The organism is Acinetobacter sp. V91_7 (genome assembly GCF_031799075.1).
Taxonomy (GTDB): Bacteria; Pseudomonadota; Gammaproteobacteria; order Pseudomonadales; family Moraxellaceae; genus Acinetobacter; species Acinetobacter calcoaceticus.
The window spans coordinates 86,396-110,235 of sequence record NZ_JAVQNT010000040.1 but is presented as its reverse complement, the minus strand read 5'-3'; the positions used below and the strand labels follow the sequence as shown (position 1 = coordinate 110,235).

Below are 23,840 nucleotides of genomic sequence, written 5' to 3'. Positions count from 1 at the left end.
GCTTCCTTTTTTTTATTTAGCCAATTTTGCCAATGCTCTTTTTAAACGAGCAATTCCTTCATCAATATCTTGTTCAGGAATAATGAGAGACGGAGTAAAACGAACAACATCCGGACCTGCAATTAAAGCAAGTAATCCTTCCTCACCAGCCCAAGTCGTAATATCTTTAGCTTTTCCTGCATACTCAGCTTTTAATACGCAACCAATGAGCAAACCTTGACCACGAATTTCTTCAAAAATCTGATGTTCAGCATTTAAAGTATTCAAGGCATCAAGGAAATACTGATGACGATGCTTTACACCCTCAAGGACTTCAGGTGTATTAATAAATTCGAATACTGCACCTGCAACTGCACTTGCTAACGGATTACCGCCATAAGTCGTACCGTGCGTACCAACTGAAAAATGCGGCGCAAACTTATCGGTTGTTAACATTGCACCGACTGGGAAACCACCACCTAGTGCTTTTGCAGTTGTAAGAACATCTGGAATAACACCAGTGTTCATGTAGGCATAAAGTGCGCCTGTACGTCCGACACCAGTTTGTACTTCATCAAAAATAAGTAAGGCACCAAACTCATCACACAGTGCGCGTAAGCCTTTTAAAAATTCGATGTCAGCCGGAATAACGCCGCCTTCACCTTGTATCAGCTCAACAATAACCGCGCATGTTTGCTCATTAATTACCGCTTTTGCTGCGTCTAAATCGTTAAAGGCAACATGGTTAATTCCATTTGGAAGCGGTGCAAAGTCTTGTGAATATTTAGGTTGACCGCCTGCTGAAACGGTAAATAACGTACGACCATGGAAAGCATTTTTAAATGCCACAATGCCACTTTTACCAGCAACACCACTATCTAAACCCACTTTACGTGCAAGTTTTAGTGCCGCTTCATTGGCTTCTGCACCTGAGTTACAGAAGAAAACTTTGTCTGCAAATGTATTTTCAGTGAGTTGTTTTGCAAGGCGTAGAACAGGTTCATTTGTATAACCATTGCCCACATGCCAAAGTTTTTTTGCTTGTTCTGTTAAAGCATTTACTGCCACTGGATGCGCATGACCTAATGCGTTTACTGCAATCCCGCCTGCAAAATCGATATATTCTTTATTTTCTTGATCCCAGATACGCGAACCTTCACCACGTACAGGAATGAAATTTGCCGGTGCAAAAACTGGAACCATCCAGTCGTTAAAGTTGCTTCGAGTTACAGAAATTGGCTGTTCCATGCTTACCTCAGTATTTATTTAATATATTCGATATCACTTAAATTTTAATAATTCAGAAAAAGGGACTGAACAAATAAACCCTATAACATCCTTTGTATTTGCTCAGACCACTTTTTCTAAAAGTAATTTCCGCAGATTAGCCTGGGAAAATACCACGCTCTTTACGAGCTTTTAAAATACGCTCACATGCCAAGATGTAAGCTGCTGTACGTAAAGTACAAGCATTGCTGTTTGCTGTATTCCAAACGTCATCCATAGCTTGAACCATCAATTTGTCTAAACGCTCATTGATTTCTTCTTCGGTCCAGAAGTAGCTCGCCATGTCTTGAACCCATTCGAAGTAACTTACAGTTACACCGCCGGCGTTACATACCACGTCAGGTACTACAACAATGCCACGCTCAACTAATACGTCTTCAGCTTTAGGATAAGTCGGGCCGTTTGCGCCTTCTAAAATCAACTTAGCTTTAAGTTTTTGAGCACGATCAACAGTGATTTGACCTTCCAATGCAGCAGGAACAATAATGTCAACTTCTGCTGTCCAGAAATCCTCATCAGCGATTGATTGCGCACCAGCGAAGCCGCCAACACCACCTTGATTTGCATTTACGTGATCACGTAACGCTTCAAGATCAATACCATCAGCATTGAAAATAGTGCCTGTATGGTCTTGAACGTGTGTAACTTTCGCTTTTGATTCAACAAATAAGAAAGCAGCTTCACTACCTACGTTACCAAAACCTTGAATAGCGACTTTCGCACCTTCAATTGGTAAGTTGATTTTTGCAGCTACTTCACGACCTGTAACGAATACACCACGACCAGTCGCTTTTACACGACCTAAAGAACCACCTAAGTGAACAGGCTTACCAGTTACAACACCAGTTACTGTGTAACCTTGGCTTGTAGAATAAGTATCCATCATCCAACCCATGATATTGGCATTTGTACCAACGTCTGGAGCAGGGATATCTTTTTGAGGCCCGATAATGTGACCGATTTCAGTCGTATAACGACGAGTTAAACGCTCTAATTCACGATTAGATAATTTACGTGGATCAACACGGATACCACCTTTTGCACCGCCAAATGGCAAGTTCAAAACAGCAGTTTTAATTGTCATCCATGCAGACAACGCCATAACTTCGTTCAAATCAACATTCGGATGGTAACGAACACCACCTTTACCAGGACCACGAGACAAGTTGTGTTGTACACGGTAGCCTTCAAAGTGCTGAATAGAACCGTCATCCATTACAATTGGCACGTCTACAATAAGTGCACGTTTTGGACGTTTTAAAGTGTCGATAAACTCAGCTAAGTGGTCTAAGTACGGAGCAACACGGTCAATTTGTGCCAAGTAAGTTTGCCAAGCATCGCTGTGTTCGTTTACGTATGAAAGATCTGACATCTTTTTTCCTATATACCTTCATAGACTCAGATTTGATAAATCTGTAATCTTTATTATTTAGCAACTAAAACCCTGAAATAACAGTGCCTTAGTTTATTTACTAAATCTTTTGCTCTTCTAAAGCATCAGATTTTTTAAATTCCATTTGTTGGTACTAAAAGTACGATCTACTTTTATATACCGATATCTTTTACAAGTTTTCTTTTGTCTAAATTGCTGTTTATAAAGAGAGTTTTATAAAAGCAAAAAACTAGCCACAACCCACTAAAACCAGCCGGCTGAAATATGAATACAAAAGAAGTGACATAACCGTTTGGGAGTTAAAAAGAACTATGATTTACAAAAACCATGAGTCCATAAAATTTTTTTGACTAATCGATAGATCCCTCCATTAGTCTTTTTAAAATAAACTTTGTTCAATAATCATACAGATTAATTATTTCCACACATACTGCTTAAAATTAAGCCGCAACATAGATATAAAATCTTCCAATAAATATAGCATAGAGCAAGCTCATTTAGAACATTTTAAAATAAATAAGAAGAGAAAAAATAATCAAATCGAACTGACATTTATAATAAAAAAACAACAAATATTAAAAAATCCTTAACTCTAATAAAAAAAATTATAGAAAATAAACTTCCATAAATATAAAAAATGTAAATATTTTTAATCATAAATAACAATCGGTTATAAAATTCAATCTTTTCAAAAACCATCAAAAAATTATCTATTCTCCACATTAAATCCATATTAATCCTATTCCACCCTGCTATTCTAAAAAACTAAAAACACCACCTTATTAAATAACAAGACTAAACATAGACTTAATCAAATATTTATAATAAATAAATATTAATAAAAATCCGATAAATGGTGAATTTATAAAACAACATTTGTTTCCATGATTAAAAATAAAAATTCATTTTTAAAAAAAATATATAGAATCCATCCTTTTTAATTTCCTACAGACCATAAAAAAGGCCCCAAATGGGACCTTTAGACTACGCTTGTAAAAGCATACAACGCTTAGCTCTGTACCACATCTTTCTTGTGATAAAAAATGAAGTAGCTCGCATAACATAAAAGAATAAAAACAATACAACAGATAAAGCCGACTTGCATCGAAGGATCAACCACCATACTAATACAAGTAACAGCACAGAACAGACCACCCACAATTGGAGTCAAAGGAAATAAAGGAGCAGCAAAACGTAAATCTTTTGCAGTTTTCCCAGATTTATACCACTGTCTACGGAAATTAAATTGAGATACGCAAATTGCAATCCAAACAACCACCATGGTAAATGCTGCAACACCCAATAAATTTTTAAAGATCGTCTCAGGGGCAAACTGCTCTGAAAGCAACCCAGGTATTGCACCAAACATCGTCACAGTAATGGCAACAATCGGTGTTCCTGAAGGAGTAAGCTTTGAAAATATTTTTGGTAATTGGTTTTTTACTGAAAGTGACCACATCATACGTGAAGCAGCAAATAAACCAGAATTGGCAGCTGAGAGTAAAGCCGTAATGATTACAAAGCGGATAATATCTTCCGCATAAGGAATACCAATGTAATTAAACACAGTCACAAAAGGGCTATTACTTACTTCGTTTGCATTCAAACCTGCAAGCTCGAATGGCAATAGCGAAGTAATTACAACAATGGTACCAACAAAGAAAATTAGTAGACGCCAAATGGCGGCATTAATCGCTTTTGGGACTGTCTTCGCAGGATTTTCAGTCTCACCAGCCGCCACACCAATTAACTCCGTACCCGAAAATGCGAAATTAACGATCAGCATAGTTGCAAAAATTGGAAATAAACCGTGAGGGAACCAACCATGTGCTGTCAAATTACTAAATAGTGGCGCTGTCTCATGCCCTTGGTAAGGGATAAAACCAAAAATTGCCAGCAACCCTAAACCAATAAAACAGATAATCGTGATAACTTTGACAAGTGCTAACCAAAATTCAGACTCGGCAAACAATCGAGTTGAACTCACATTCAGAATAAAAACTAGGGCACCAAAACACAGAGTCCAAGCCCAAACCGAAGTAGTTGGAAACCACTCCTGAACCAGTAAAGCCGCGGCGGTAAACTCAGTCCCCAAAGTGGCCGTCCAAGTTAACCAGTACAGCCAAGTAATCATATATCCTGTGCCTGGACCGATATAACGGCGGGCATACTCTCCAAAAGAACCCGATTCAGGTACATGAACTGCAAGTTCACCGAGGCATAGCATTACGGTGTAGGCGATTAAACCACCCAAAAAATAAGAAATAATTGCCCCGATTGGGCCTGCTTGCGAAATTACATCACCAGAACCTAAAAAAAGACCTGTACCTATGGCACCGCCAAGGGAGATCATCACCAAATGTCGAGTACTCATTGCTCGTTTCAAAGGTGCAGAACTTCCATGTTGCGATGCATCATTATTCCGATAATTTAATGATTGCATATAAAAAACTGTAACGACAATTTAGTAAAAAATCATTTTAGGATAAAAAAATAAATATGCAATTATCTTTGAATAGTGAACTTATTTTAAACAACCTATCACCACATAAATAACATATAAATAAAAAACAAATACTTATTAAAATTTAAAGTTATAGTTGTATTTTAATTAGCCTCCAATCATTTATTTATTTTATACATATGCAAATATCATTTATTTTAAAGCATGGTATTTTTTCACCTAATTTATAATGCTTGTATTTAATACGCCAGATATTCACAAAACAAACGCATCATTTATTTAAATAATGACTTTGAATTTAATATACAAATAAATTAATGAAAAAATATTTTTTAAGCAAAAAATAAAGCCCAAATCTTTAGACTTGAGCTTTATTTAACCACCAGAAAGGTTTAATAGGTGATTGAGATCAGTTGTTCAGTAGGCTTGATTGAACCTTCTATAAATTCACACATCCCATGTTCATCACAAGATAAATTTAATTGTTTATAGCTAATTGCAAAAAAGTCGGAATATTTTTTGATTACAAACGGACTCATGTCAGATGTTAAAGGCTCTTTGCTCTTGAACAATTTAATGACTTTACGATCATTCATCCCTAACAAATAAGTTTCATTATTTAATTCAATGTGCACTACACCAGTGTGTTCAGCCACAATTGGAATCAAATAAGACTTATTTGCCAACAGAACATCTAGAGCATAACTCTCAAACTTTGAATTAATGAGGTTGAATACCAAAATTGAATTAAAGCTATTCTGTAACCCTTCTTTATAAGTCACTTCTTGCTGAGTTTGTTGCACCTTAATACCCAGTTTTTGAAAGTCTAGCTCAGTTGCCTGCTTTGCTTTCATAAGGCTACGGGTAATAGCCTGTTTAAGTGGGTTATCAAAATAACGCTCATCAAGCTGAAAATCATTTTGGCGTAATATTTTTAACAACATGTCATCATGATGCGAAAGAACATGTGCAAGTACATTACGGAAATAAAATTTACTTTGCTTTTTGACCTTACGAACCTGTTGATAGAAATAAATTTCGTCAAACTCATGCTCAATAAAATCATGCAATAAACTTGAACTTGCTAATACTGACAATGCTTCATGACCAGTAAATGGCAAATGAATCGTATGTAAGTTTGGCAATAGCTCTTTTATTTTTAGGTAATGTTCGCGGTCAATCGAAAAATAAGGGTCATAAACAATGACGTATTCACGCGCTGCATCCACATCTTGCAGCTGGATCTGCATGTCTTTATTTGCTACCGCATCAAAAAACTCAGCATAGCGTCGATCTTCAACATGGTCAGGATCAATTGAATATTGAGGCACAAATGCAATCACACGGTTCATATTCAATAAATTAGAATATTTGATTGCTGCATAGCCGCCCATCGAACCGCCATAACCCACAATATTTTTAAAACCCTGAAGAACAGGCGAAATTGTTTTCGCCAGCTCAATCATGCTCGCTTGAGGAAACCATGATTTTTGTTTTGGCATTATCCCAATAACATTGTATTGGTATTTAATTAGGGACTTTTCAGCATTGATAGATAAGCCACTCGCTCGGGTAATCAAATCGCCAAAAGAGAGAACCAATGTATTAGAATCGCCTGGTAAAAAAATGGCTCTAATGTGTTCGTCTTCAAAAATAATTTGCTTATCCATGCTCACACCGAAAGAAAATTTGCTCCCACATACAACGTCAAAAATGAAACAAAATAGGTGTTTTGCCAATTTATGATTGCGGAGTATCTTATTTTATAGATGCCAGTCAGATTAAAAAGCGCAAAATATGACACAATCCTTACATCCTGCCGCTCAAAAAGGCTTCAGCTCAGCTGCTGAACTGTATCAGCAAGTTAGGCCTAATTATCCCGCAGAAATAGTGAGTTGGCTGCAAAATTGCCTCCAAATACAGGAAAACTCTACTGTTATCGATCTTGGATCGGGTACTGGCAAATTCTTACCCTACTTAAAACAAACACATGCAGATATTATTGCAGTTGAGCCAATTGGCGAGATGTTACAGCAGCTTCAACACGTTTATCCTGATATCAAAACATTACAGGCTTTTAGCCATTCAATTCCTGTAGCAGATCATAAAATTGATGCCATTATTTGTGCGCAATCTTTTCATTGGTTTGACAACATAGATACCCTAACAGAAATGTATAGGATATTAAAACCACAAGGACATTTAGGACTGGTTTGGAATCAACGCGATGAGCGTACGGATTGGGTCAAAGCTTTAGCTGATTTTCTACTTCCACTTGAAGGAGATACACCCCGCTATCATAGTGAAAAGTGGAAAATCGTATTTGAACAACAAGATTTATTTGTATTTGATAGCCTACAAACGTTTACACAGTCACAACGTGGTAGCGTCGAACAAGTGGTGAGCAAACGATTACTCTCAACAAGTTTTATTGCCGCAATGACTGAAAAAGATCAATTACAACTCAAAGCACAGTTTGAAAAAATTGTTTATGATTTTACGGGATTAGGTCCTCAAGATCAGATTGATTTTCCATATGTTACGTATGCATATCACTTTCAGAAAAGTACGTTACCCGTTAAATAATTAGTGAATAGGTTTGGTTGAAAGTTATGAAGAAGAAAACACCTCAGATCATATTAATGTCTTTGCTTTGCTCTAGCCTATTTCTTACTGCTTGTAAAAAAGCGGATGAGCCTGCTAAGACGGAGCAACCTTCTGCCACCTCATCTACCGATCAGGTTTTGGAAAAACTGAATGAAAGACCTGTTAAGACGTTCCCTGTCACTGCTGATGATGCACACGATATTGCGCTACTAGAGGATTATGACCGCCGCTTTACAGAAATGAGTGACGAGATGGAAAGCGAATTAGCAAAAATGCATGAAGCTGGAACCCTCACTACAGAGTTTGAGCAACAGCGTACGCTTGATAATGTGCGCTCTTCTCTTACCATGCTAAAAGATTTGGATTTAAAAACTGAACAAGGCCGTTACATTCAAGGTCTACTTTATCAATATTGGGAAAACCAAGAAAAACACTTGAGTGATAAACACGCGACTAAAGATGAGCAGGTCAATGATCTTGCAGACTATTTACAAGCACAAAACCAATTAAAATATTGGAAAGCATCGCAACAGAAATAAGTACTACTACATTCCTTAATAAAAAGCCTTCATATTTATGAAGGCTTTTTAAATTATATATTTTGCTTTTCAACCCAATGAATAGATTGCACACGAAATAGTTCACAAGCACCATCACCGGTATCAGTTGGTGTAAGCGATGATTTCCAGACTAGATCTTTATCTTTAATTTCGACAAGATCACCTTTGAGATAGACCAAATCTCCACGTTTTACCTGTTTAATCTGTTGGGCGATTTGCGGGTTCGCAGGAATGATGTGCATGTTAGACACCATTTGCATCGCCTGATCTGCTGGAACAGGTAATTTAGGAATTTTCCAGTTTAGATAACGGTCATATTGTTTTACTGAAATATGACGTGCAATCTCAGGCTGAGCAAACAAACCCCAGCTTACTGCATAGTCAATAGGTGAAAACTTAGCTTGCTCATCATTTTGATAAACTTTTGAACCCAAGATTCTGAAATTCCCCTGAAAAGGCTGTAATACTGAAATAGACTGGTCTTTTTCAACAGGGTTCAAACCTTGGGCAATATTATATTCACTTGAGGTCGATGCAAATGCTGAACCCATACTAATAGCAGTCAGCAAGCCCATCATTAAACGTTGTTTTTTCATCGCTTTATACCTCGAATATTGCTAGATCAAATTAAATAGATCTTCAATTTATAGTAGTCGCAAGCCATGAAAAAAATATCGGAATTTAGTAACAATACAGATTAATTTCGTCTATTTTTGTGCACTCAGAATTAAAATTTAATCTTCAAAATCCACTCTTAAAGTTTCAAAACGGACGTTGCCTTGTTGCACAGCTTGTGCAATTGCCTGTTGGCCTTTGGTTAGCCTTGCCCCACCACTTTTTACATCAAGTAAAATAATATTAATGTCTTCTGCCGTTCCGTCACCATCTCGGAAATCGGTATATCCATCAAAAATAATATAATCCACCGGATCGCCCATGAATTTTGCATCGCTTGGTAGATACTGAAATTCTGGCAAAATTGGAGCGAATTGTTCTGCCATTTTCCCTTTCAACACCGCACGACTTGTATTCACGCTTCGCTTTTGTGCTTGAGTCAGAGCTTGTTGGTGCTCCAATTCAAGTTCAGCAATATATTGCTCATATTCAGCCTTAATTCGGCCATTGCGAGTATTTGATAAAATAATAGTAGTGATAATAATACCAATACCCGCTCCAATTAGCATGGCAAGCCATACAGACATAAACGTTCCTTAACAAGCACAAATCAACATTGCAGATCTAATCATATCTAAAATAACGAAACAGCTTAAACTTTTGTCAAATGCGGTCATCTACTTCTCATAAAAAGATGCTAAGGTATAAAACATAAACAAAATGTGCTGCTGAAAATAATTGGATTTATGAAAACGATACTTATTGCAAATCAGAAGGGCGGATGCGGAAAAACCATGACGGCCATTACGTTGGCAACAGCATTGGCACAAAAAGGATATAAAGTAGCATTAGCAGATTCCGATAACCAAAAATCGGCTTTACAGTGGTTAAAACAACGCCCTGATACCGTCGCAACGATTCAGAGCTTAGACTGGCGTCATGAAAAATCAATTGGTGATGCGCCTAAACATCTGGACTATTTAATTATTGATGCACCAGGTGCTCTTTCAGGTGAACACGCTGAACAACTCATCAGCGAAGCTCATGCCATTATTACTCCACTTCAGCCTTCATTTTTTGATATAGACAGTACTCGTCGCTTTTTGAAGCATTTACAAGATATTAAACGCATTCGTAAAGGCAAAGTACAGATTTTACTTCTTGCTAATCGTGTAAAACCGAACAGTGCAAGCTCAAAAGATATTCAACAGTTTTTTGAAAAAATTGAACAAGAACCTGTTGCATGGATTTCTGAACGCAGTGCTTATGGTAGCTTAGCAATGCAGGGTTTAAGTGTTTTTGATAAACCACAAAAAAACTTTATTAGTATTCAAGATCAATGGCAACCCGTTCTAAACAAGTTAGTTGAAGACAAAGCTGAGTGGTTTTAAGTGAATTTTAGCTTCTAAAAAGAGTTGTATAAGGTTCTTTACATTACGGCCTTAAAATTTGCCTCAGGTTATTTTTCAGTTAATATGACTTTATTCTACGTAGAAAATTAGAGAAATATTGTTCGTGCATCCATACGCTCCTAATTTACAGCGCGTTTTATTGTTTGGGCTGTTTTTTATTTTGATTTTTTTAGGATTTAATATCCTGAAATACTTTATTGTTCCTGTTCTTTGGGCTGCCATCATTGCTTATATGACTTGGCCTATTTATTTAAGAATTCAGCGTTTTTTTGGAGAAACCCGTAATACTTTAAATGCAACACTAATGATTAGTCTTGTCATTTTGGTTGTTGGCATACCTTTTACATGCGCTATTTTTATTTTGCAGCACGAAGGCCGCAACTTATATTTTGATTTACAACGTCAGGTTTTTTCGGGTCATTTAAGTGTTCCTGATTTTATTCGTGATCTTCCTTTTGTTGGAAAAGAAATTTCTCGCACACTCAATGAGTTAAATAACGATCCTAATAGTACCATTCAGAACATTGCAGCTTGGGTACAAAGCCATTTAAGTTATGGCCGTGTGCTGCTCGGTGAAATTAGTAAAAATATTGTCAAACTTGGCTTTGCAGTATTTAGCCTCTTTTTCTTTTACCGTGATGGACAACTAATTTTGTCTCAGGTGAGCAAAGCTTTAGAAATGGTGATAGGCCTTCGTGTTCATCACTATCTTGATACGATTTCTGAAACAACTCGTGCCGTAGTCTACGGTGTGGGTTTAACTGCAATTGCTCAAGCCGTTTTAGCTGGATTAAGTTATTTTGTAGCGGGTGTACCAAACCCAATGGTACTCACCATTGCTACTTTCTTATTGGCTCTAATCCCATTTGGCACTCCAATCTCCTATTTAGGCGTCGGCTTATGGTTGTTCTCTCAGGGACAAACCATGGAAGCAATTGGTGTAATTGTATGGGGTGTGGTGATTGTTAGTAGCTCAGATAATGTGATTCGCCCGCTTGTTATTTCCGGTGCCACTAAGATTCCATTCCTATTAATTATGTTTGGTGTGTTAGGTGGTATTGCGAGTTTCGGGTTAGTGGGATTATTTATTGGACCCGTGATTTTAGCTATTTTATTGGCGATTTGGCGTGAATGGTTACATGAAACCATTGAACCTGAACCTATGCCTAAAACGACCATGATTTATGATTCTGATAATGAATCTTCCAATCATAAAGAGTGACATACTTATTTAATTTAAAAATGTTTCAAGATACAAAGTGACTATTTAAATTAACTTGTAGGCTAAGCCTTCCTTTGTTTGAATCTAATAATCAGACATATATATTTATAAGGGCATCCAACCATGCAGACTTTTAATAAAATTGGCGCAGTCTTTGCGCTTACAGCTTTTTTTGCAGTCGGCTGTAGTTCAGTCACAAAAACTGTATCCGACACGGCTCACTCATTAACCACAATGCATACGAAAAAAGTGGTTGATGTAAATGAAGTTACCGCAAGTGGTATTGGTAAAAAAATAGGTACCATTAGCTTTCAAGATAGCGACAAAGGTTTAATTATTACCCCTGCTTTAGCTGACTTACCTAGTGGTACTCGTGGTTTCCATATTCACGAAAATGCCTCTTGTGCTCCTGCTGAGAAAGATGGAAAACCTGGTGCTGCTTTAGCTGCTGGTAGTCACTACAACCCTAACCAAGCTCCTCATCATGGTACGCCAACGACTGGCCATTTAGGTGATCTGCCTGCTTTAGTGGTCGATAATACAGGAGTTGCAACCACGGCTGTGATCGCACCTCGATTGAAATTTGCAGATATTCAAGGCCGAGCGATCATGATTCATGCGGGTGGCGACAATTACTCTGACTCTCCTCTGCCTCTCGGCGGTGGCGGAGCACGAATTGCATGTGGCGTAATTAAATAATTTATCTGTTTATTAAATTGTGGGTATCTAAAAAGATATCCACAATTTTGTTAATTTATTGACCGTTATAACTTGGTTTAAGCCTAATAAAATCTTAAAAAGTGACTGACTTTTGTAGATAAAAAGAATAATATTTTTGAAGTAATAAAAATTTAAAGTTACATACTGCTTTCTCACGTATTCTCTAATTTAGAACAAAAGCCGTGAATTATTTGACCCAGATATTTAATAGTTTTAAGACAAACTCGATTTTAATTTATTGCCTGCAAATTCTGATTGTACTCACAGGCACAACTTTAGGTTTACTTTCACTAGGTCATAACGAGCTGATTGTTCCTGTGACTTTAGGAGCAATTGCAGCAGCGTTAACCGACTTTGATGACCGTTTAAGTATTCGATTACGTAACTTAGTCTATGTCTGTCTGCTATTTTTTACAGTCAGCAGCATTCTTGGATTTCTCGCTCCCTACAAAATTTTCTTTATTCTCTATCTCTCAATTTCTAGCGCTTTTTTCATTTTATTAGGTGCCTTAGGACAACGTTATGCCACAATTTCGTTTGGCACTATTTTACTTTCCATTTATAGCATGTTTGGTTTAGGAGAATATGATCATTGGTATCAGCAGCCCACCTACTTTGTCTATGGAGCTTTGTGGTACGGTTTCACCTCTATTTTATTTTTTATTATTAAACCTACACTTCCCTTACAAGATAAACTCTCACAAATTTTTAAAGAAATTTCTGGATTACTTCAAGCCAAAGCACGTTTGTTTGATCCCGACAATAAAGAGAATGTAGAACAGCTCTTATATGAATTATCCCTACAAAATACGCAAGTGGCTCAAAGTCTGAATCAAATACGCAGTTCCCTACTCACTCGGCTAAAGGCTTCACGGGTTAGTAATAAAAGTATCTATTGGCTAAACCTGTATTTTTTTGCGCGAGACATTCACGAGCAAGCCACCTCTAATTATTTACATTACGAACATATTCAACAGAACTTTAGCCGTAGTGATCTTATTTTCCGTTTCCAAAAAAATCTACGTCTACAAGCACAAGCTTGTCAGGACTTAGCCCAATGTATTTTATATAATCGGCCATCTCAGCCTTCGCAAGAAAGCCAGACAGGCTTAAATCACCTTGAGAGTTCTTTAAAGGACTGGATACAACAGCATCCACAAAATTTTGAAGTTAAAAATTTAAGACTCATTTTTGACAATTTAAAAGGAATGCATGAACAGTTTGAACAACTGCAATATGCACAGCCCTTCCCTGAAAATAATACCCAGACAAGGCAAGAGCACTTAAATTTACTTGATGATGATATTCAAGGGTTTTCAGATCTGATCTTGAAACTTCGGCAACAGCTTACCCCTCAATCTGCATTGTTCAGACATGCGATCAGAATTGCAGTCGTTTTTGCCGCGGGCTATGCCATTTCATTATTACCCTTTGCTCAGCATGGCTACTGGATTTTACTGACCAGTTTATTTGTTTGTCAGATTACCTATTTTGCGACTAAAAGCCGCCTTAAGCTCCGAACAATTGGGACATTAATCGGTGTCTTATTAGGAATACCAATCTTATATTTTGTACCGAGTATTGAAGGTCAGCTCATCATTACAATTATTTGTGGAGTATGCTTTTTTTACTTACGGCAAAAGAAATATGCTTTGGCCACTCTTATGGCTACCCTCATGGTGCTATTAATTTTTAATTTAAAGGGTGCAGGCTACAGCATTATTTTACCTCGCCTGATAGATACCCTATTGGGCTGTTTTATTGCATGGCTCGCGGTAAGTTTTATATGGCCTGATTGGAATTTTCGCAATATTCCTAACAATATTAAGAAAAGCAGCAAAGCAACGCTCGACTATTTCAATGTAATTGTTGAGCAATACCAATATGGCAAAAATCAAGATATAGAGTACCGTCGAATTCGTCGTGCGGCCCATAATGCTCAAATTGAGCTATCAAACATGATCTCAAGCTTAAGTGCCGAGCCCAATCCTAATCCAGAGCTCATTCATTATGCTTTCCGTTATTTAGTTTATAGCCACAGTCAACTCAGCTATGTGGCAGCGTTAGGCAGTCAACGACAAAAAATTGATGAAGAACAAGTTTTACAATTATTACTGCGTTGTCAGCAAATTCTTAGTCAAAGCGTACTTGGGCAGTCACTACCCGACAACACACATATTGAGCAAACATTGCAAGAAATTCGAGGACTAACCACTCATGAACAACTTTCCGAGAAATATACATTAGTCTTGAAACAAATCAGTTTATTATTAGAAACATTACCAGAATTGCTGATGCTTAAAGACAAACTTTTAGAGCAAGAAATTAAATAGCTATAACACTTTATTGAGGATAAAAATGTACTTTCCAAAGATATATAAATTTCTTTGTGCCACTTTTTTATTGCTGAGTAGCACATCATATGCATTTGAAATAAATGATTTAAAAAAGATTATAGAGTGTCAATCAGATCAAGAAACTTATACCAATTTTGCTTCTGAATATGATGAAAATTTATCAGCACTTGGTTTTAAAAAAGTTGATGATCCTGAGCAACCGCTCATCTATTTATATAAAGCAGCTCAGCCTATTCAATTATTTGGTATTAAAACTCATGAAATTGCTTTGGCGGGTCAAGGCATAGTAGCCGTTTTCCGAAATGCAAATGTTAATCAACTTTCGAAAAAATTTGATATACCTCAACATCCAGACTTTAAAACATTACCTTTTTTTAGAGGTGTTCGCACCGTCAAGACAGAACCAGCAACAGCAGATTCTTTTACTGTTTATCATAATCTCAACTTATCAGAAATGACCGGAAAAAGTCCGATGACATTACTAGGTTGTACCTATGAAACAGACCGCGAAGAAATGGAAAAAATGTTAAAAGAATAGTTAAAAAAATACCGGAATATAAATTCCGGTATTTTTAATTTAATCATTTCCTTGGAGCTTTCTTTCTTGCATTTCTTGCTTTAAAACATTTCGTGGTTGGGTAAACCAGAGCGCAATAAATGTAAAGGCAGATAATGCAAAGGCCCACAAATGAAATTGAGTATAGAGATAACGTACCAGCTCAATCATGGCAAAGAAACTCATCATAAGCAGCATCGAAACTGCTGCCGCAACAGTTCCTTTTGATACTTCAGATGCCATCAGTGCAAAGCGGTACAAAACTGAGAAACTAATTCCTTCACCAAAGCAAATTAATGTCATGCCTGTGAGTAAACAAGGAATTAAATAGGTTTGCCACACTACACCTAATATTAAAATGAGTGTGCCAATCAGCATGATAGGTAAACCGATCATGACCGTTTTACCTAAAGACAAGCGATCAATAATTTTAATTAAAACAATATTCCCGATAATTAGACCCAGAAATACCGGAAATTGAGCTAAACCATATTGCACACTCGTTAGCTTCAATTCATCTACCAAAATAATTGGAGATAAGGCAATCCAAAGCATTAAAGGCATACCCACCAAAGGCAAAGCAAGGCTTAAACCTAAAAAGCGGTGATTACTAAATACCTTTTTAAAATCATCGAAAAGATAGCTAAAAGGTTGCTTGGTAACGCTGACCTGCTGATTTGGCATTTGTTTTTTTAAACCTACCCAACTGAGTAATGCCAATACAGCGATGGCTACAAAGCCCCAGTGCCAAGACACATAATCAATTAAGAAAGCACCAAGTACGGGTCCCAACAAAGGTGCAAGCAATGAAATATTTGCCATGAGTGCCATGACTTTAATTGCATCACGTTCAGCGAAACTCTCTTGAATAGCAGCATAACCCACTGCTGAAATTACACTTAAACCAATACCTTGTAAAAAGCGTAATGTCAGAAAGTGTTCCATTTGTCGGGTTAGTAAAATTAAAAAACAGCATAAGGCGAAAAACAAGACACCAGCCAAAAGTACTTTTTTACGCCCAAGACGATCTGACAAAGGCCCAAGTAACCATGCAACCGAGGCACCACCTAATAGGTAAAATGACATTGAAGACGGTGCCCAAGTTGCGCTTACACCAAAATCTTCAGTAATTGCCAACATTGCTGGCTGAATCAGGTCATTACCAATATAAACCGCAAATTCAAATAGCACTAAGGCCAAAGGAAACATCAACGTTGTACGGTTCAACGTTGTCGTTTGAATATTTTTCATGAGTTGTACACTTCAAAATAGCGGCCATATGTCTCTACAACTACATATAAAATAGGATGTAGTTATGATGATGACAGTATGGTCAATCAATCTTTAATTAAGTTTTTATATGCCTTGAGAGTGCATGTTTAGAATGTGAAACACCGTATTCACAGGGTGTCTAAGAATAGAAAAATTATATGATGTGAGATTTGATAATTTTTACCAGTTGGCATAATTACCGAGCGCAACAATAGCATTTTTTGAATTGCGCAGCAATCGGACAATTATAAGAAGTTTAAATCTTATTTTTTTACCCACAGCCATACTTTTTTTATTGTGAATAACCTTAAAGTTATCCACATCTATAATAAAAATTAATCATTAAGGACAAGGATTAACTTGGAAATCTGGGGTTTCCTGCCCTTTCGTACATTGATAACTTTGCTTTTTATTCACAATTTTCCAGACTTGCTGGTCTCGCTTTAATAAATATTCCGTACGAACTTTTGTTATTGCATCTTCGCTAGGATCTGTCTGTAAAATAGTGACTTGAGCATTCGAGGGATCATCGGCAGCATTCATTTGCTGTGAAATGTCCAAATTACTTGCATCATTTAGAAGATCTGGTTGATCAAGTAATACTGCTTGAATCGGGCTATCGGCTAGTTGAGCAGAAGAATTTTTAGCTGGAGCACAAGCTGTTAGCATTGCTAAGCTAAAAACAATTAGCAAACTCATTTTTTTCATATGTAATCTCTTAGTCCTACTCAAACTTAATGCTAAAGCTCATAAACAGTTTTTTCCGTAGCACTTTGTAAAATAAGATTAAAGTTATTGATATTATTCATCTAAATTTATTTCACAATTCAAATTCCTATTTAATTGTTGATTTTTAATCAAGAATATTTTTCCAATTCATGCATTTTTCTATAAGAGTAAATTCCGTAGAGTAGATTTCAAATTTAGGAATTTAATTAGAGTAACTCCCATGAGTAAGATTTTAGTCATTAACGGTGCCAAACAATTTGCACATTCAAATGGTGAATTAAATGACACATTAACCACACTGGCAACCTCACATCTCACCGAACTCGGACATGAAGTTCAAGTGACACGTGCCGATAGCAACTACGATGCAGAAAATGAAGTTGAAAAATTCTTATGGGCTGACGTGGTGATCTATCAAATGCCAGGTTGGTGGATGGGTGCTCCATGGACTGTAAAAAAATATATTGATGACGTATTTACTGTGGGTCACGGTTCACTTTACGCAAACGATGGTCGTAGCCGCTCTGATGCCGCAAAAAAATACGGTTCAGGCGGTTTAATTCATGACAAGAAATATATGTTGTCATTAACATGGAATGCCCCGATGGAAGCATTTGATGATGCAGATCAGTTTTTCCATGGAGTAGGTGTTGATGGTGTTTATTTACCATTTCATAAAGCGAATCAGTTCTTAGGCATGAGCACACTTCCGACTTTTATTGTCAATGATGTGATTAAAATGCCTGACGTTGATAGTTATGTTGAAGAATATAAAACCCACTTAAATTCTGTATTTGCAGCAGCCTAATAAGGAAAAATCCATGCTTACTATTATTGCGGAAATTCATACTAAATCGGGTGGACAGCATCGCCAAAACGTATTGGATGCATTTCAAAAAATCATTCCTACTGTTTTAGCGGAAGATGGTTGCCATGGCTACGAGCCTTTGATTGATCACATATCAAATGCCAGTTTCCAAACAAAAGAACCTGACACGATTGTGATGTTAGAAAAATGGGCAAGCGTTGCCCATCTTGAAGCACATTTGGCTACACCTCATATGCAAGCCCATCATGCAGCAGTTAAAGATGATGTAATTGATGTGAAAATTAAAATTTTAGAAAGTGGCGTATAATTTAGCCCATAAAAAAAGACGATATATTTATCGTCTTTTTTATTTTTAAGAACAAAGTTGTGTTTGGAACCCTCTAGAGCCTTTCCCTCTAGCGCATTGATAGCTCTTTTGCTTATTTTGCAATTGCCACTTTTCATCAACCAATTTAAATGCATACTCTGTTCGGATTGCAGAGACTGAGTCGTCCATTAAACCTGTTTGAATGACAGTAATACGAGAAACAGTTGGTGATTCCACACGGTTAAACACTTGCTGAACTGAGGTATTATTGTGCTCTTTGACAATCTCAGGTTGAGATTTAAGTACTTGTTGCATTGGGGTTTCTGAACCCACAAAAGGTATGAATTTACTGGTTGTCGCACACCCAGTGAAAAGTCCAGCACAGAGAGCTGAAATTAAAAATAAACGTTGCATTTTTATCACCAAAAACAGAAGCCATAGCTTTATGATGCTATGCCTTGGTCGGTTACTCTGTAGAAACTATGTAGTTCTAAAGATGACTAATCACTTAAAGATTAAATAATTTATCCTGTTCACCCAACCTTAGCGATTATGATTTGATAAGATTAATTTCTATTCCATCCAACAAATAGGATCATTCATGCAACTGACTTATGCAGGGCAAGTTTTCTTGGTAGTCGTTGCAATTTTAATGGTCTGGTCATTTGTGCTTACCAAATTTTGGGTCAAGCGTTTAGCAAAAAATCGTAAAAGTAGTAAGTTTGAATTTGCATATTTATTTGCAGTTGTTTTTAGTATTAGCGCTTTATTTTTCCCTTTTAGTTATTGGGTTTCGCAAGCAATATACGGTTTAGCAACCAAGCCAAGTTACGATGCAACTGTAGTGAACTATACCTCTGAATGGGTTGATACTGAACGTACAGATTCCAATGGGCGTAAATATAAAACTCAAACTCTCATGCACACCGCTCAGGTTCAGTTCAAAGATGATCAAAACAGAACTCTAACTTTAGATAATTCAGTCCGCTCTGGCGATATGCCGGTAGTGGGAGAACATATTACTGTTGTTTATGAAACTGGTGATCACACCGCGCAAGAAAAGAGTTGGCGCACTATTTTACTGTTTATAGCAGCCTCATTTATGCTGTTTATTTTAGGTTATGTGTTGCTCATGATTATTGCCTATAGCCTCAATCGGAACATGGAACCCTATAAAACCTTTGCTAGTACTTTAATTTTTAGAGTGACGCTTCCGTTAGCTACAACAGCGATGTTTGCAATGTTGTCTTATTCTATTTTTGCCTATTTCTTTTTAGGTAATCCGCGTAACTTACCTGTGTGGGCCATTGGACTTTGTAGCTTCTTTGCTCTTTGTCTTTTACCGCTGATTTATCATATTTTGACGGGTTGGAAAGCTTATAAAAAATGATAGTTTAAAAAAAAGCGCATCTTTCGATACGCTTTTAATAGAGATTCTTTTATCTAATCAGGCATTAAAGATCAAATAATTTACCCGGATTCATTAAACCATTCGGGTCAAATACTTTCTTCAACGCTTTCATATATTCAATTTCTTCAGCTGAACGCGAATATTCTAAATATGGCTTTTTCGTCATACCTACACCATGCTCAGCAGAGATTGAACCATCGTATTTTTTAACGGTATCGAACACATATTTATTCACAACCTGACACTTCGCAAAGAACTCATCTTTGGTTAAGTTTTCAGGTTTTAAAATATTTAAGTGCAAGTTACCGTCACCAATATGACCGAACCAGCAAATCTCAAAATCAGGATAGTTCTCTTGAACAATTGCATCAATTTCACGAATAAATGCAGGTACGTGAGTAATTAATACTGAAATATCATTTTTATATGGAGTGAATGGCGCGATTGATTCAGAAATATCTTCACGTAAACGCCACAAGCTTTCTACTTGGTCTAGGCTCTGGCTCATTACACCATCAAGTACCCAACCCTGCTCCATACAATGCTCGAAAATTTCCATTGCTTTATCGAGAATCGGCTCATATGGTGCTTCAAACTCAAGCAATACATAGAATGGACATTGAGTTTCAAATGGACGTTGTACATGTCCATGATCTAAAACTTTTTGCATTGCAAGCTCACCAAAGAACTCAAATGCCGTTAAATCGATATCTTTTTGGAACGCATGTAATACAGGCATCACTGCGTCAAAATCAGGAACACCTAGAACTAAAACTTGTAAGTTTTGTGGTTGGCGCTCAAGTTTAATTTCTGCTTCAGTCACTAAACCTAATGTACCTTCACCACCAATAAACAAATGCTGTAATGCATAACCCGTTGCATTTTTAACCATGCCTTTGTTTAAACGTAAAATATCACCTTTACCAGTGACAACGGTTAAACCAAGCACCCAATTACGTGTCATGCCGTATTTAATGACTTTAATACCACCAGCGTTGGTTCCGATATTACCGCCAATCTGGCTAGAACCCGCTGACGCAAAGTCAACCGGATAATACATACCTTGTTCTTCAGCATAATTTTGCAATTGTTCAGTCACAACACCAGCTTGTACTCGAACCATACGATCTGCTGGGAAGAACTCAAGAATCTGGTTCATTTTGTCCATGCTAATGACAATTTCACCATTCGTTGCTACAGCACCAGCAGAGAGACCAGTACGGCCACCTGAAGGGGTAATTGCGATATTAAACTGGTTCGCAAGCTTCACAACAGCTTGAACTTGCTCAGTGGTCGATGGAAAAACGATGACCGATGGGTTCGGATTAAAATGCTTAGTATGATCTTTACCCCAGTTTTCGAGACTATCAGCATCGGTTTTAATGCGGTTTTCACCGACGATTGCCGTTAATTGGGTAAGTAACTCAGGTGTTAAAGCGACTGGAGCATTCATCGTTTGCAGACCTAGCAAGAAGTAAACTGTGGTGGGACTATGGCGTAATATTTCTCAGAGTTTTCAACTGAGCAAAGCCATAAGCTATATTCTACATGTAACCGCACAAGCGATAAAGTTCAGAATAGAGATACTGTCACTACAAAACATGTTTAACCTTCATAAATGACTTTTTATGGTTCTTTAAAGCAACAATATTTTTTAAGTTAAAATGACAAGCACATTTTGAAACTGTCAACAAGCCATAAATAGAAGTGATTAGTCATAGATAAAATTGCCATAAGACGATGGCGCAAACGAAATATCTATAGCACCGCCCATTATGTTATTATACCGCCACCAAATTTGGCCTTTGTAGCGGAGCCGTAATGAGCCAACATCTTTCACTACCTAAAGATAAAATCCGTTTCCTTTTGTTAGAAGGCGTTCACCAAAACGCAGTCGATACTTTAAACGCTGCGGGTTACACCAATATTGACTATCGCAAAACTGCTCTTGAAGGCGAAGCGCTAAAAGAAGCGGTTAAAGATGCTCACTTTATTGGTATTCGTTCGCGTACCCAATTGACTGAAGAAGTTTTCGAAGCTGCAAATAAATTGATCGCAGTGGGCTGTTTCTGTATCGGAACAAACCAAGTTGATCTTAAAGCAGCAATGGCACGTGGTATTCCTGTATTTAACGCACCGTATTCAAATACGCGTTCGGTTGCAGAACTTGTACTTGCTCAAACGATTCTTCTTCTTCGCCGTGTTCCTGAAAAATCGGCGGCTTGTCATCGTGGTGGTTGGGATAAGTCTGCTGTCGGTTCTTTCGAAACTCGTGGCAAAACTTTAGGTATTGTAGGTTACGGTTCCATCGGTTCTCAGCTTTCTGTTCTTGCTGAAAGCTTAGGTATGCATGTGATTTATTACGATGCAGTAACTAAATTACCAATGGGTAATGCTCGCCAAGTCGGTTCGTTAGACGAACTCTTAGCGACTGCTGATGTAGTGACTTTACATGTGCCTGATGTTCCATCTACACGTAACTTCTTCACTAAAGCACAATTTGCAAAAATGAAAGAAGGTGCAATCTTCCTAAATGCTGCACGTGGTACATGTGTAGTAATTGAAGATTTAGCAGATGCAATCAAGTCTGGCCATATTGCTGGTGCAGCGGTTGACGTATTCCCTAAAGAGCCAAAAGCAAATGGTGAAGAGTTTGTTTCTCCACTTCGTGGCTTAGACAATGTGATTTTAACTCCTCACGTTGGCGGTTCAACCATGGAAGCGCAAGCAAACATCGGTTTAGAAGTTGCAGAGAAATTTGTTGCTTACTCTGACAAGGGTATGACGCTTTCTGCGGTGAACTTCCCAGAAATCGCGTTACCATTGACTGCTGGCCAACACCGTTTATTGCACATCCACAAAAACGTACCGGGCGTATTGTCTAAAATCAACAACTTGTTTGCTGAACAAGGTATCAACATTTCTGGTCAATCACTCATGACTAAAGGTGACATCGGTTACCTCGTAATGGACGTTGACGCTTCTACTTCTCACGAAGCTTTAGATATGTTGCATGAAGTTGAAGGTACAATTCGCGTGCGCGTATTGTTCTAATACGAACTGTAAATTTAAAAGCCACAGCATTGTCTGTGGCTTTTTTATGGGCATTTACATTATCATGTGAAAAGTATACCAATCGATCAAATAATAAAATGTCCAGTTCGAACCAGAAATCTCAGCTACATGCTTTGGGCTTTCTCATTCTCGCTATGCTAAGCGTACAAAGCAGTGCATCTTTAGCTAAAATTCTGTTTCAGAACTTTCCTGTGCTCACTGTCTCCGCAATGCGCCTATGTTTAGGTGCAATGATTCTTGCCTTTATTTTCCAAATTTGGCGAATTAATTTTAGTCAGGTTCGTTGGAAAGCGATCTTGGCTTATGGATTTGCTCTTGCCGGAATGAATGCACTTTTTTATCTGTCAATTGAGCGATTACCCATTGGTATTGCCGTCGCTTTTGAATTTATTGGTCCCTTAAGTGTAGCCTTATATCACGCACGCCAAAAATATGATTTTGTCTGGGTCAGTTTCGCGATTATTGGCCTCATTTTACTTTTCCCTTTCAATCAAGCTCATAGTCTGGATTGGATCGGAGTATTATTTGCGGTTAGTGCGGGTGCATGCTGGGCGCTTTATATTATTGCTGGTCAAAAACCTTCTGGCATTTCAGGTAACCACACTGTGTGTTTAGGAATGACTGTAGGTGCATGTGTATTGCTACCAATTACTTTTTTTTCAGGGTCAATAAGCCAAGTTATAGAGCTCCCCTATCTTTTTTATTTTATTGGTTTAGCAATTTTAGCCAGCGCATTACCATTCTCTTTAGAAATGCTAGCACTACGTAATTTAACGCCGTTAAGTTTTGGAACATTGATGAGCCTAGAACCCGCAGTTGCTGCACTTTCTGGCTTTATCTTTTTAGGTGAATATTTGTTATGGAATCAATGGCTGGCACTCGCAACAATTATTGCAGCTTCCGTCGGTTGTACCATAACTACCCAAAAAGCACGTCAGGAACGTGAAAAAACAGTCAGTTAAATCGACTCAACCTGCGAGTTGGAACATGGTATTCGCTATAATTAAACATTCTTATTTTAAGTAATATTAGATGAGGCCCTCGG

Annotated in this window: 22 protein-coding genes; 12 read left to right on the top strand and 10 right to left on the bottom strand. The window is 37.4% G+C overall.

The annotated features are described in order from the left end of the window. Positions 1-12: 12 nt before the first annotated feature. The 4 genes from RMB03_RS13370 to RMB03_RS13355 form a co-directional block, all read right to left on the bottom strand. Positions 13-1,227: an aspartate aminotransferase family protein gene (locus RMB03_RS13370; protein WP_311076576.1), complete on the bottom strand. Its 1,215-nt coding sequence runs from the start codon at positions 1,225-1,227 to the stop codon at positions 13-15. A 136-nt stretch (positions 1,228-1,363) separates the two neighbouring features. Further along, on the bottom strand, positions 1,364-2,638 hold the full coding sequence (locus RMB03_RS13365) for a Glu/Leu/Phe/Val dehydrogenase (protein WP_132070412.1): 1,275 nt from the start codon (positions 2,636-2,638) through the stop codon (positions 1,364-1,366). Between the two features lie 1,030 nt (positions 2,639-3,668). Next, the gene (locus tag RMB03_RS13360) at positions 3,669-5,102 is read right to left on the bottom strand and encodes an amino acid permease (protein WP_132070414.1); all 1,434 of its coding nucleotides are present in this window, start codon (positions 5,100-5,102) and stop codon (positions 3,669-3,671) included. 413 nt (positions 5,103-5,515) lie between these two features. Beyond that, positions 5,516-6,793, bottom strand: a complete 1,278-nt coding sequence (locus RMB03_RS13355) for a hypothetical protein (protein ID WP_311076575.1) — start codon at positions 6,791-6,793, stop codon at positions 5,516-5,518. 127 nt (positions 6,794-6,920) lie between these two features. On the opposite strand from RMB03_RS13355, the gene RMB03_RS13350 reads away from it, so the two are divergent. Next, positions 6,921-7,709: a class I SAM-dependent methyltransferase gene (locus RMB03_RS13350; RefSeq protein WP_311076574.1), complete on the top strand. Its 789-nt coding sequence runs from the start codon at positions 6,921-6,923 to the stop codon at positions 7,707-7,709. A 26-nt stretch (positions 7,710-7,735) separates the two neighbouring features. Continuing rightward, positions 7,736-8,269, top strand: coding sequence for a hypothetical protein (locus RMB03_RS13345; protein WP_311076573.1), 534 nt, complete (start codon positions 7,736-7,738; stop codon positions 8,267-8,269). A 53-nt stretch (positions 8,270-8,322) separates the two neighbouring features. Here RMB03_RS13345 and RMB03_RS13340 read toward each other — a convergent pair whose 3' ends face one another. Further along, a complete protein-coding gene (locus RMB03_RS13340; RefSeq protein WP_311076572.1) occupies positions 8,323-8,886 on the bottom strand; it encodes a hypothetical protein in 564 nt (187 codons plus the stop codon). 138 nt (positions 8,887-9,024) lie between these two features. Further along, on the bottom strand, positions 9,025-9,492 hold the full coding sequence (locus RMB03_RS13335; RefSeq protein WP_004639641.1) for a Holliday junction resolvase-like protein: 468 nt from the start codon (positions 9,490-9,492) through the stop codon (positions 9,025-9,027). Positions 9,493-9,651: 159 nt separating this feature from the next. On the opposite strand from RMB03_RS13335, the gene RMB03_RS13330 reads away from it, so the two are divergent. From RMB03_RS13330 to RMB03_RS13310, 5 genes are all read left to right on the top strand, one after another. After that, positions 9,652-10,296, top strand: coding sequence for a ParA family protein (locus tag RMB03_RS13330; protein WP_017390979.1), 645 nt, complete (start codon positions 9,652-9,654; stop codon positions 10,294-10,296). A gap of 124 nt (positions 10,297-10,420) precedes the next feature. Beyond that, a complete protein-coding gene (locus tag RMB03_RS13325) occupies positions 10,421-11,539 on the top strand; it encodes an AI-2E family transporter (RefSeq protein ID WP_005038369.1) in 1,119 nt (372 codons plus the stop codon). Positions 11,540-11,662: 123 nt separating this feature from the next. Next, positions 11,663-12,238 (top strand): superoxide dismutase family protein, encoded by a 576-nt coding sequence (sodC, locus tag RMB03_RS13320; RefSeq protein WP_003653747.1) that lies wholly within the window; start codon positions 11,663-11,665, stop codon positions 12,236-12,238. Between the two features lie 203 nt (positions 12,239-12,441). Then, complete coding sequence (yccS, locus tag RMB03_RS13315; protein ID WP_311076571.1) at positions 12,442-14,592, top strand: YccS family putative transporter; 2,151 nt, start codon at positions 12,442-12,444, stop codon at positions 14,590-14,592. A 25-nt stretch (positions 14,593-14,617) separates the two neighbouring features. Beyond that, positions 14,618-15,154 carry a hypothetical protein gene (locus RMB03_RS13310; protein WP_311076570.1) on the top strand — a complete coding sequence of 179 codons (537 nt, stop codon included), beginning with the start codon at positions 14,618-14,620 and terminating at the stop codon, positions 15,152-15,154. A gap of 39 nt (positions 15,155-15,193) precedes the next feature. Here RMB03_RS13310 and RMB03_RS13305 read toward each other — a convergent pair whose 3' ends face one another. Together RMB03_RS13305 and RMB03_RS13300 are read right to left on the bottom strand one after the other, a co-directional pair. After that, on the bottom strand, positions 15,194-16,423 hold the full coding sequence (locus RMB03_RS13305; protein ID WP_311076569.1) for an MFS transporter: 1,230 nt from the start codon (positions 16,421-16,423) through the stop codon (positions 15,194-15,196). 363 nt (positions 16,424-16,786) lie between these two features. Beyond that, positions 16,787-17,152, bottom strand: coding sequence for a hypothetical protein (locus RMB03_RS13300; protein WP_311076568.1), 366 nt, complete (start codon positions 17,150-17,152; stop codon positions 16,787-16,789). A 241-nt stretch (positions 17,153-17,393) separates the two neighbouring features. On the opposite strand from RMB03_RS13300, the gene RMB03_RS13295 reads away from it, so the two are divergent. Next, a complete protein-coding gene (locus RMB03_RS13295; protein ID WP_005038353.1) occupies positions 17,394-17,981 on the top strand; it encodes an NAD(P)H-dependent oxidoreductase in 588 nt (195 codons plus the stop codon). A gap of 13 nt (positions 17,982-17,994) precedes the next feature. Continuing rightward, complete coding sequence (locus tag RMB03_RS13290; RefSeq protein ID WP_045433311.1) at positions 17,995-18,309, top strand: putative quinol monooxygenase; 315 nt, start codon at positions 17,995-17,997, stop codon at positions 18,307-18,309. Positions 18,310-18,354: 45 nt separating this feature from the next. Here the strand turns inward: RMB03_RS13290 and RMB03_RS13285 are convergent, their stop codons facing one another. After that, complete coding sequence (locus RMB03_RS13285) at positions 18,355-18,723, bottom strand: hypothetical protein (RefSeq protein WP_004639658.1); 369 nt, start codon at positions 18,721-18,723, stop codon at positions 18,355-18,357. 187 nt (positions 18,724-18,910) lie between these two features. Between RMB03_RS13285 and RMB03_RS13280 the strand changes: the two genes are divergently transcribed. Continuing rightward, positions 18,911-19,699, top strand: coding sequence for a xanthine permease (locus RMB03_RS13280; protein ID WP_311076567.1), 789 nt, complete (start codon positions 18,911-18,913; stop codon positions 19,697-19,699). A 64-nt stretch (positions 19,700-19,763) separates the two neighbouring features. Here the strand turns inward: RMB03_RS13280 and RMB03_RS13275 are convergent, their stop codons facing one another. Continuing rightward, complete coding sequence (locus RMB03_RS13275) at positions 19,764-21,173, bottom strand: FAD-binding oxidoreductase (RefSeq protein ID WP_004639662.1); 1,410 nt, start codon at positions 21,171-21,173, stop codon at positions 19,764-19,766. Positions 21,174-21,541: 368 nt separating this feature from the next. On the opposite strand from RMB03_RS13275, the gene serA reads away from it, so the two are divergent. Together serA and RMB03_RS13265 are read left to right on the top strand one after the other, a co-directional pair. Continuing rightward, positions 21,542-22,774, top strand: coding sequence for a phosphoglycerate dehydrogenase (gene serA / locus RMB03_RS13270; RefSeq protein WP_311076566.1), 1,233 nt, complete (start codon positions 21,542-21,544; stop codon positions 22,772-22,774). 98 nt (positions 22,775-22,872) lie between these two features. Next, on the top strand, positions 22,873-23,757 hold the full coding sequence (locus RMB03_RS13265; protein WP_311076565.1) for an EamA family transporter: 885 nt from the start codon (positions 22,873-22,875) through the stop codon (positions 23,755-23,757). Positions 23,758-23,840: the final 83 nt, after the last annotated feature.

Coding starts and splice junctions, on each gene's coding strand:
- RMB03_RS13370 (WP_311076576.1), bottom strand. CDS start 1,227: ATGGAACAGCCAATTTCTGTAACTCGAAGCAACTTTAACGACTGGATG.
- RMB03_RS13365 (WP_132070412.1), bottom strand. CDS start 2,638: ATGTCAGATCTTTCATACGTAAACGAACACAGCGATGCTTGGCAAACT.
- RMB03_RS13360 (WP_132070414.1), bottom strand. CDS start 5,102: ATGCAATCATTAAATTATCGGAATAATGATGCATCGCAACATGGAAGT.
- RMB03_RS13355 (WP_311076575.1), bottom strand. CDS start 6,793: ATGGATAAGCAAATTATTTTTGAAGACGAACACATTAGAGCCATTTTT.
- RMB03_RS13350 (WP_311076574.1), top strand. CDS start 6,921: ATGACACAATCCTTACATCCTGCCGCTCAAAAAGGCTTCAGCTCAGCT.
- RMB03_RS13345 (WP_311076573.1), top strand. CDS start 7,736: ATGAAGAAGAAAACACCTCAGATCATATTAATGTCTTTGCTTTGCTCT.
- RMB03_RS13340 (WP_311076572.1), bottom strand. CDS start 8,886: ATGAAAAAACAACGTTTAATGATGGGCTTGCTGACTGCTATTAGTATG.
- RMB03_RS13335 (WP_004639641.1), bottom strand. CDS start 9,492: ATGTCTGTATGGCTTGCCATGCTAATTGGAGCGGGTATTGGTATTATT.
- RMB03_RS13330 (WP_017390979.1), top strand. CDS start 9,652: ATGAAAACGATACTTATTGCAAATCAGAAGGGCGGATGCGGAAAAACC.
- sodC (WP_003653747.1), top strand. CDS start 11,663: ATGCAGACTTTTAATAAAATTGGCGCAGTCTTTGCGCTTACAGCTTTT.
- RMB03_RS13310 (WP_311076570.1), top strand. CDS start 14,618: ATGTACTTTCCAAAGATATATAAATTTCTTTGTGCCACTTTTTTATTG.
- RMB03_RS13305 (WP_311076569.1), bottom strand. CDS start 16,423: ATGAAAAATATTCAAACGACAACGTTGAACCGTACAACGTTGATGTTT.
- RMB03_RS13300 (WP_311076568.1), bottom strand. CDS start 17,152: ATGAAAAAAATGAGTTTGCTAATTGTTTTTAGCTTAGCAATGCTAACA.
- RMB03_RS13295 (WP_005038353.1), top strand. CDS start 17,394: ATGAGTAAGATTTTAGTCATTAACGGTGCCAAACAATTTGCACATTCA.
- RMB03_RS13290 (WP_045433311.1), top strand. CDS start 17,995: ATGCTTACTATTATTGCGGAAATTCATACTAAATCGGGTGGACAGCAT.
- RMB03_RS13285 (WP_004639658.1), bottom strand. CDS start 18,723: ATGCAACGTTTATTTTTAATTTCAGCTCTCTGTGCTGGACTTTTCACT.
- RMB03_RS13280 (WP_311076567.1), top strand. CDS start 18,911: ATGCAACTGACTTATGCAGGGCAAGTTTTCTTGGTAGTCGTTGCAATT.
- RMB03_RS13275 (WP_004639662.1), bottom strand. CDS start 21,173: ATGAATGCTCCAGTCGCTTTAACACCTGAGTTACTTACCCAATTAACG.
- serA (WP_311076566.1), top strand. CDS start 21,542: ATGAGCCAACATCTTTCACTACCTAAAGATAAAATCCGTTTCCTTTTG.
- RMB03_RS13265 (WP_311076565.1), top strand. CDS start 22,873: ATGTCCAGTTCGAACCAGAAATCTCAGCTACATGCTTTGGGCTTTCTC.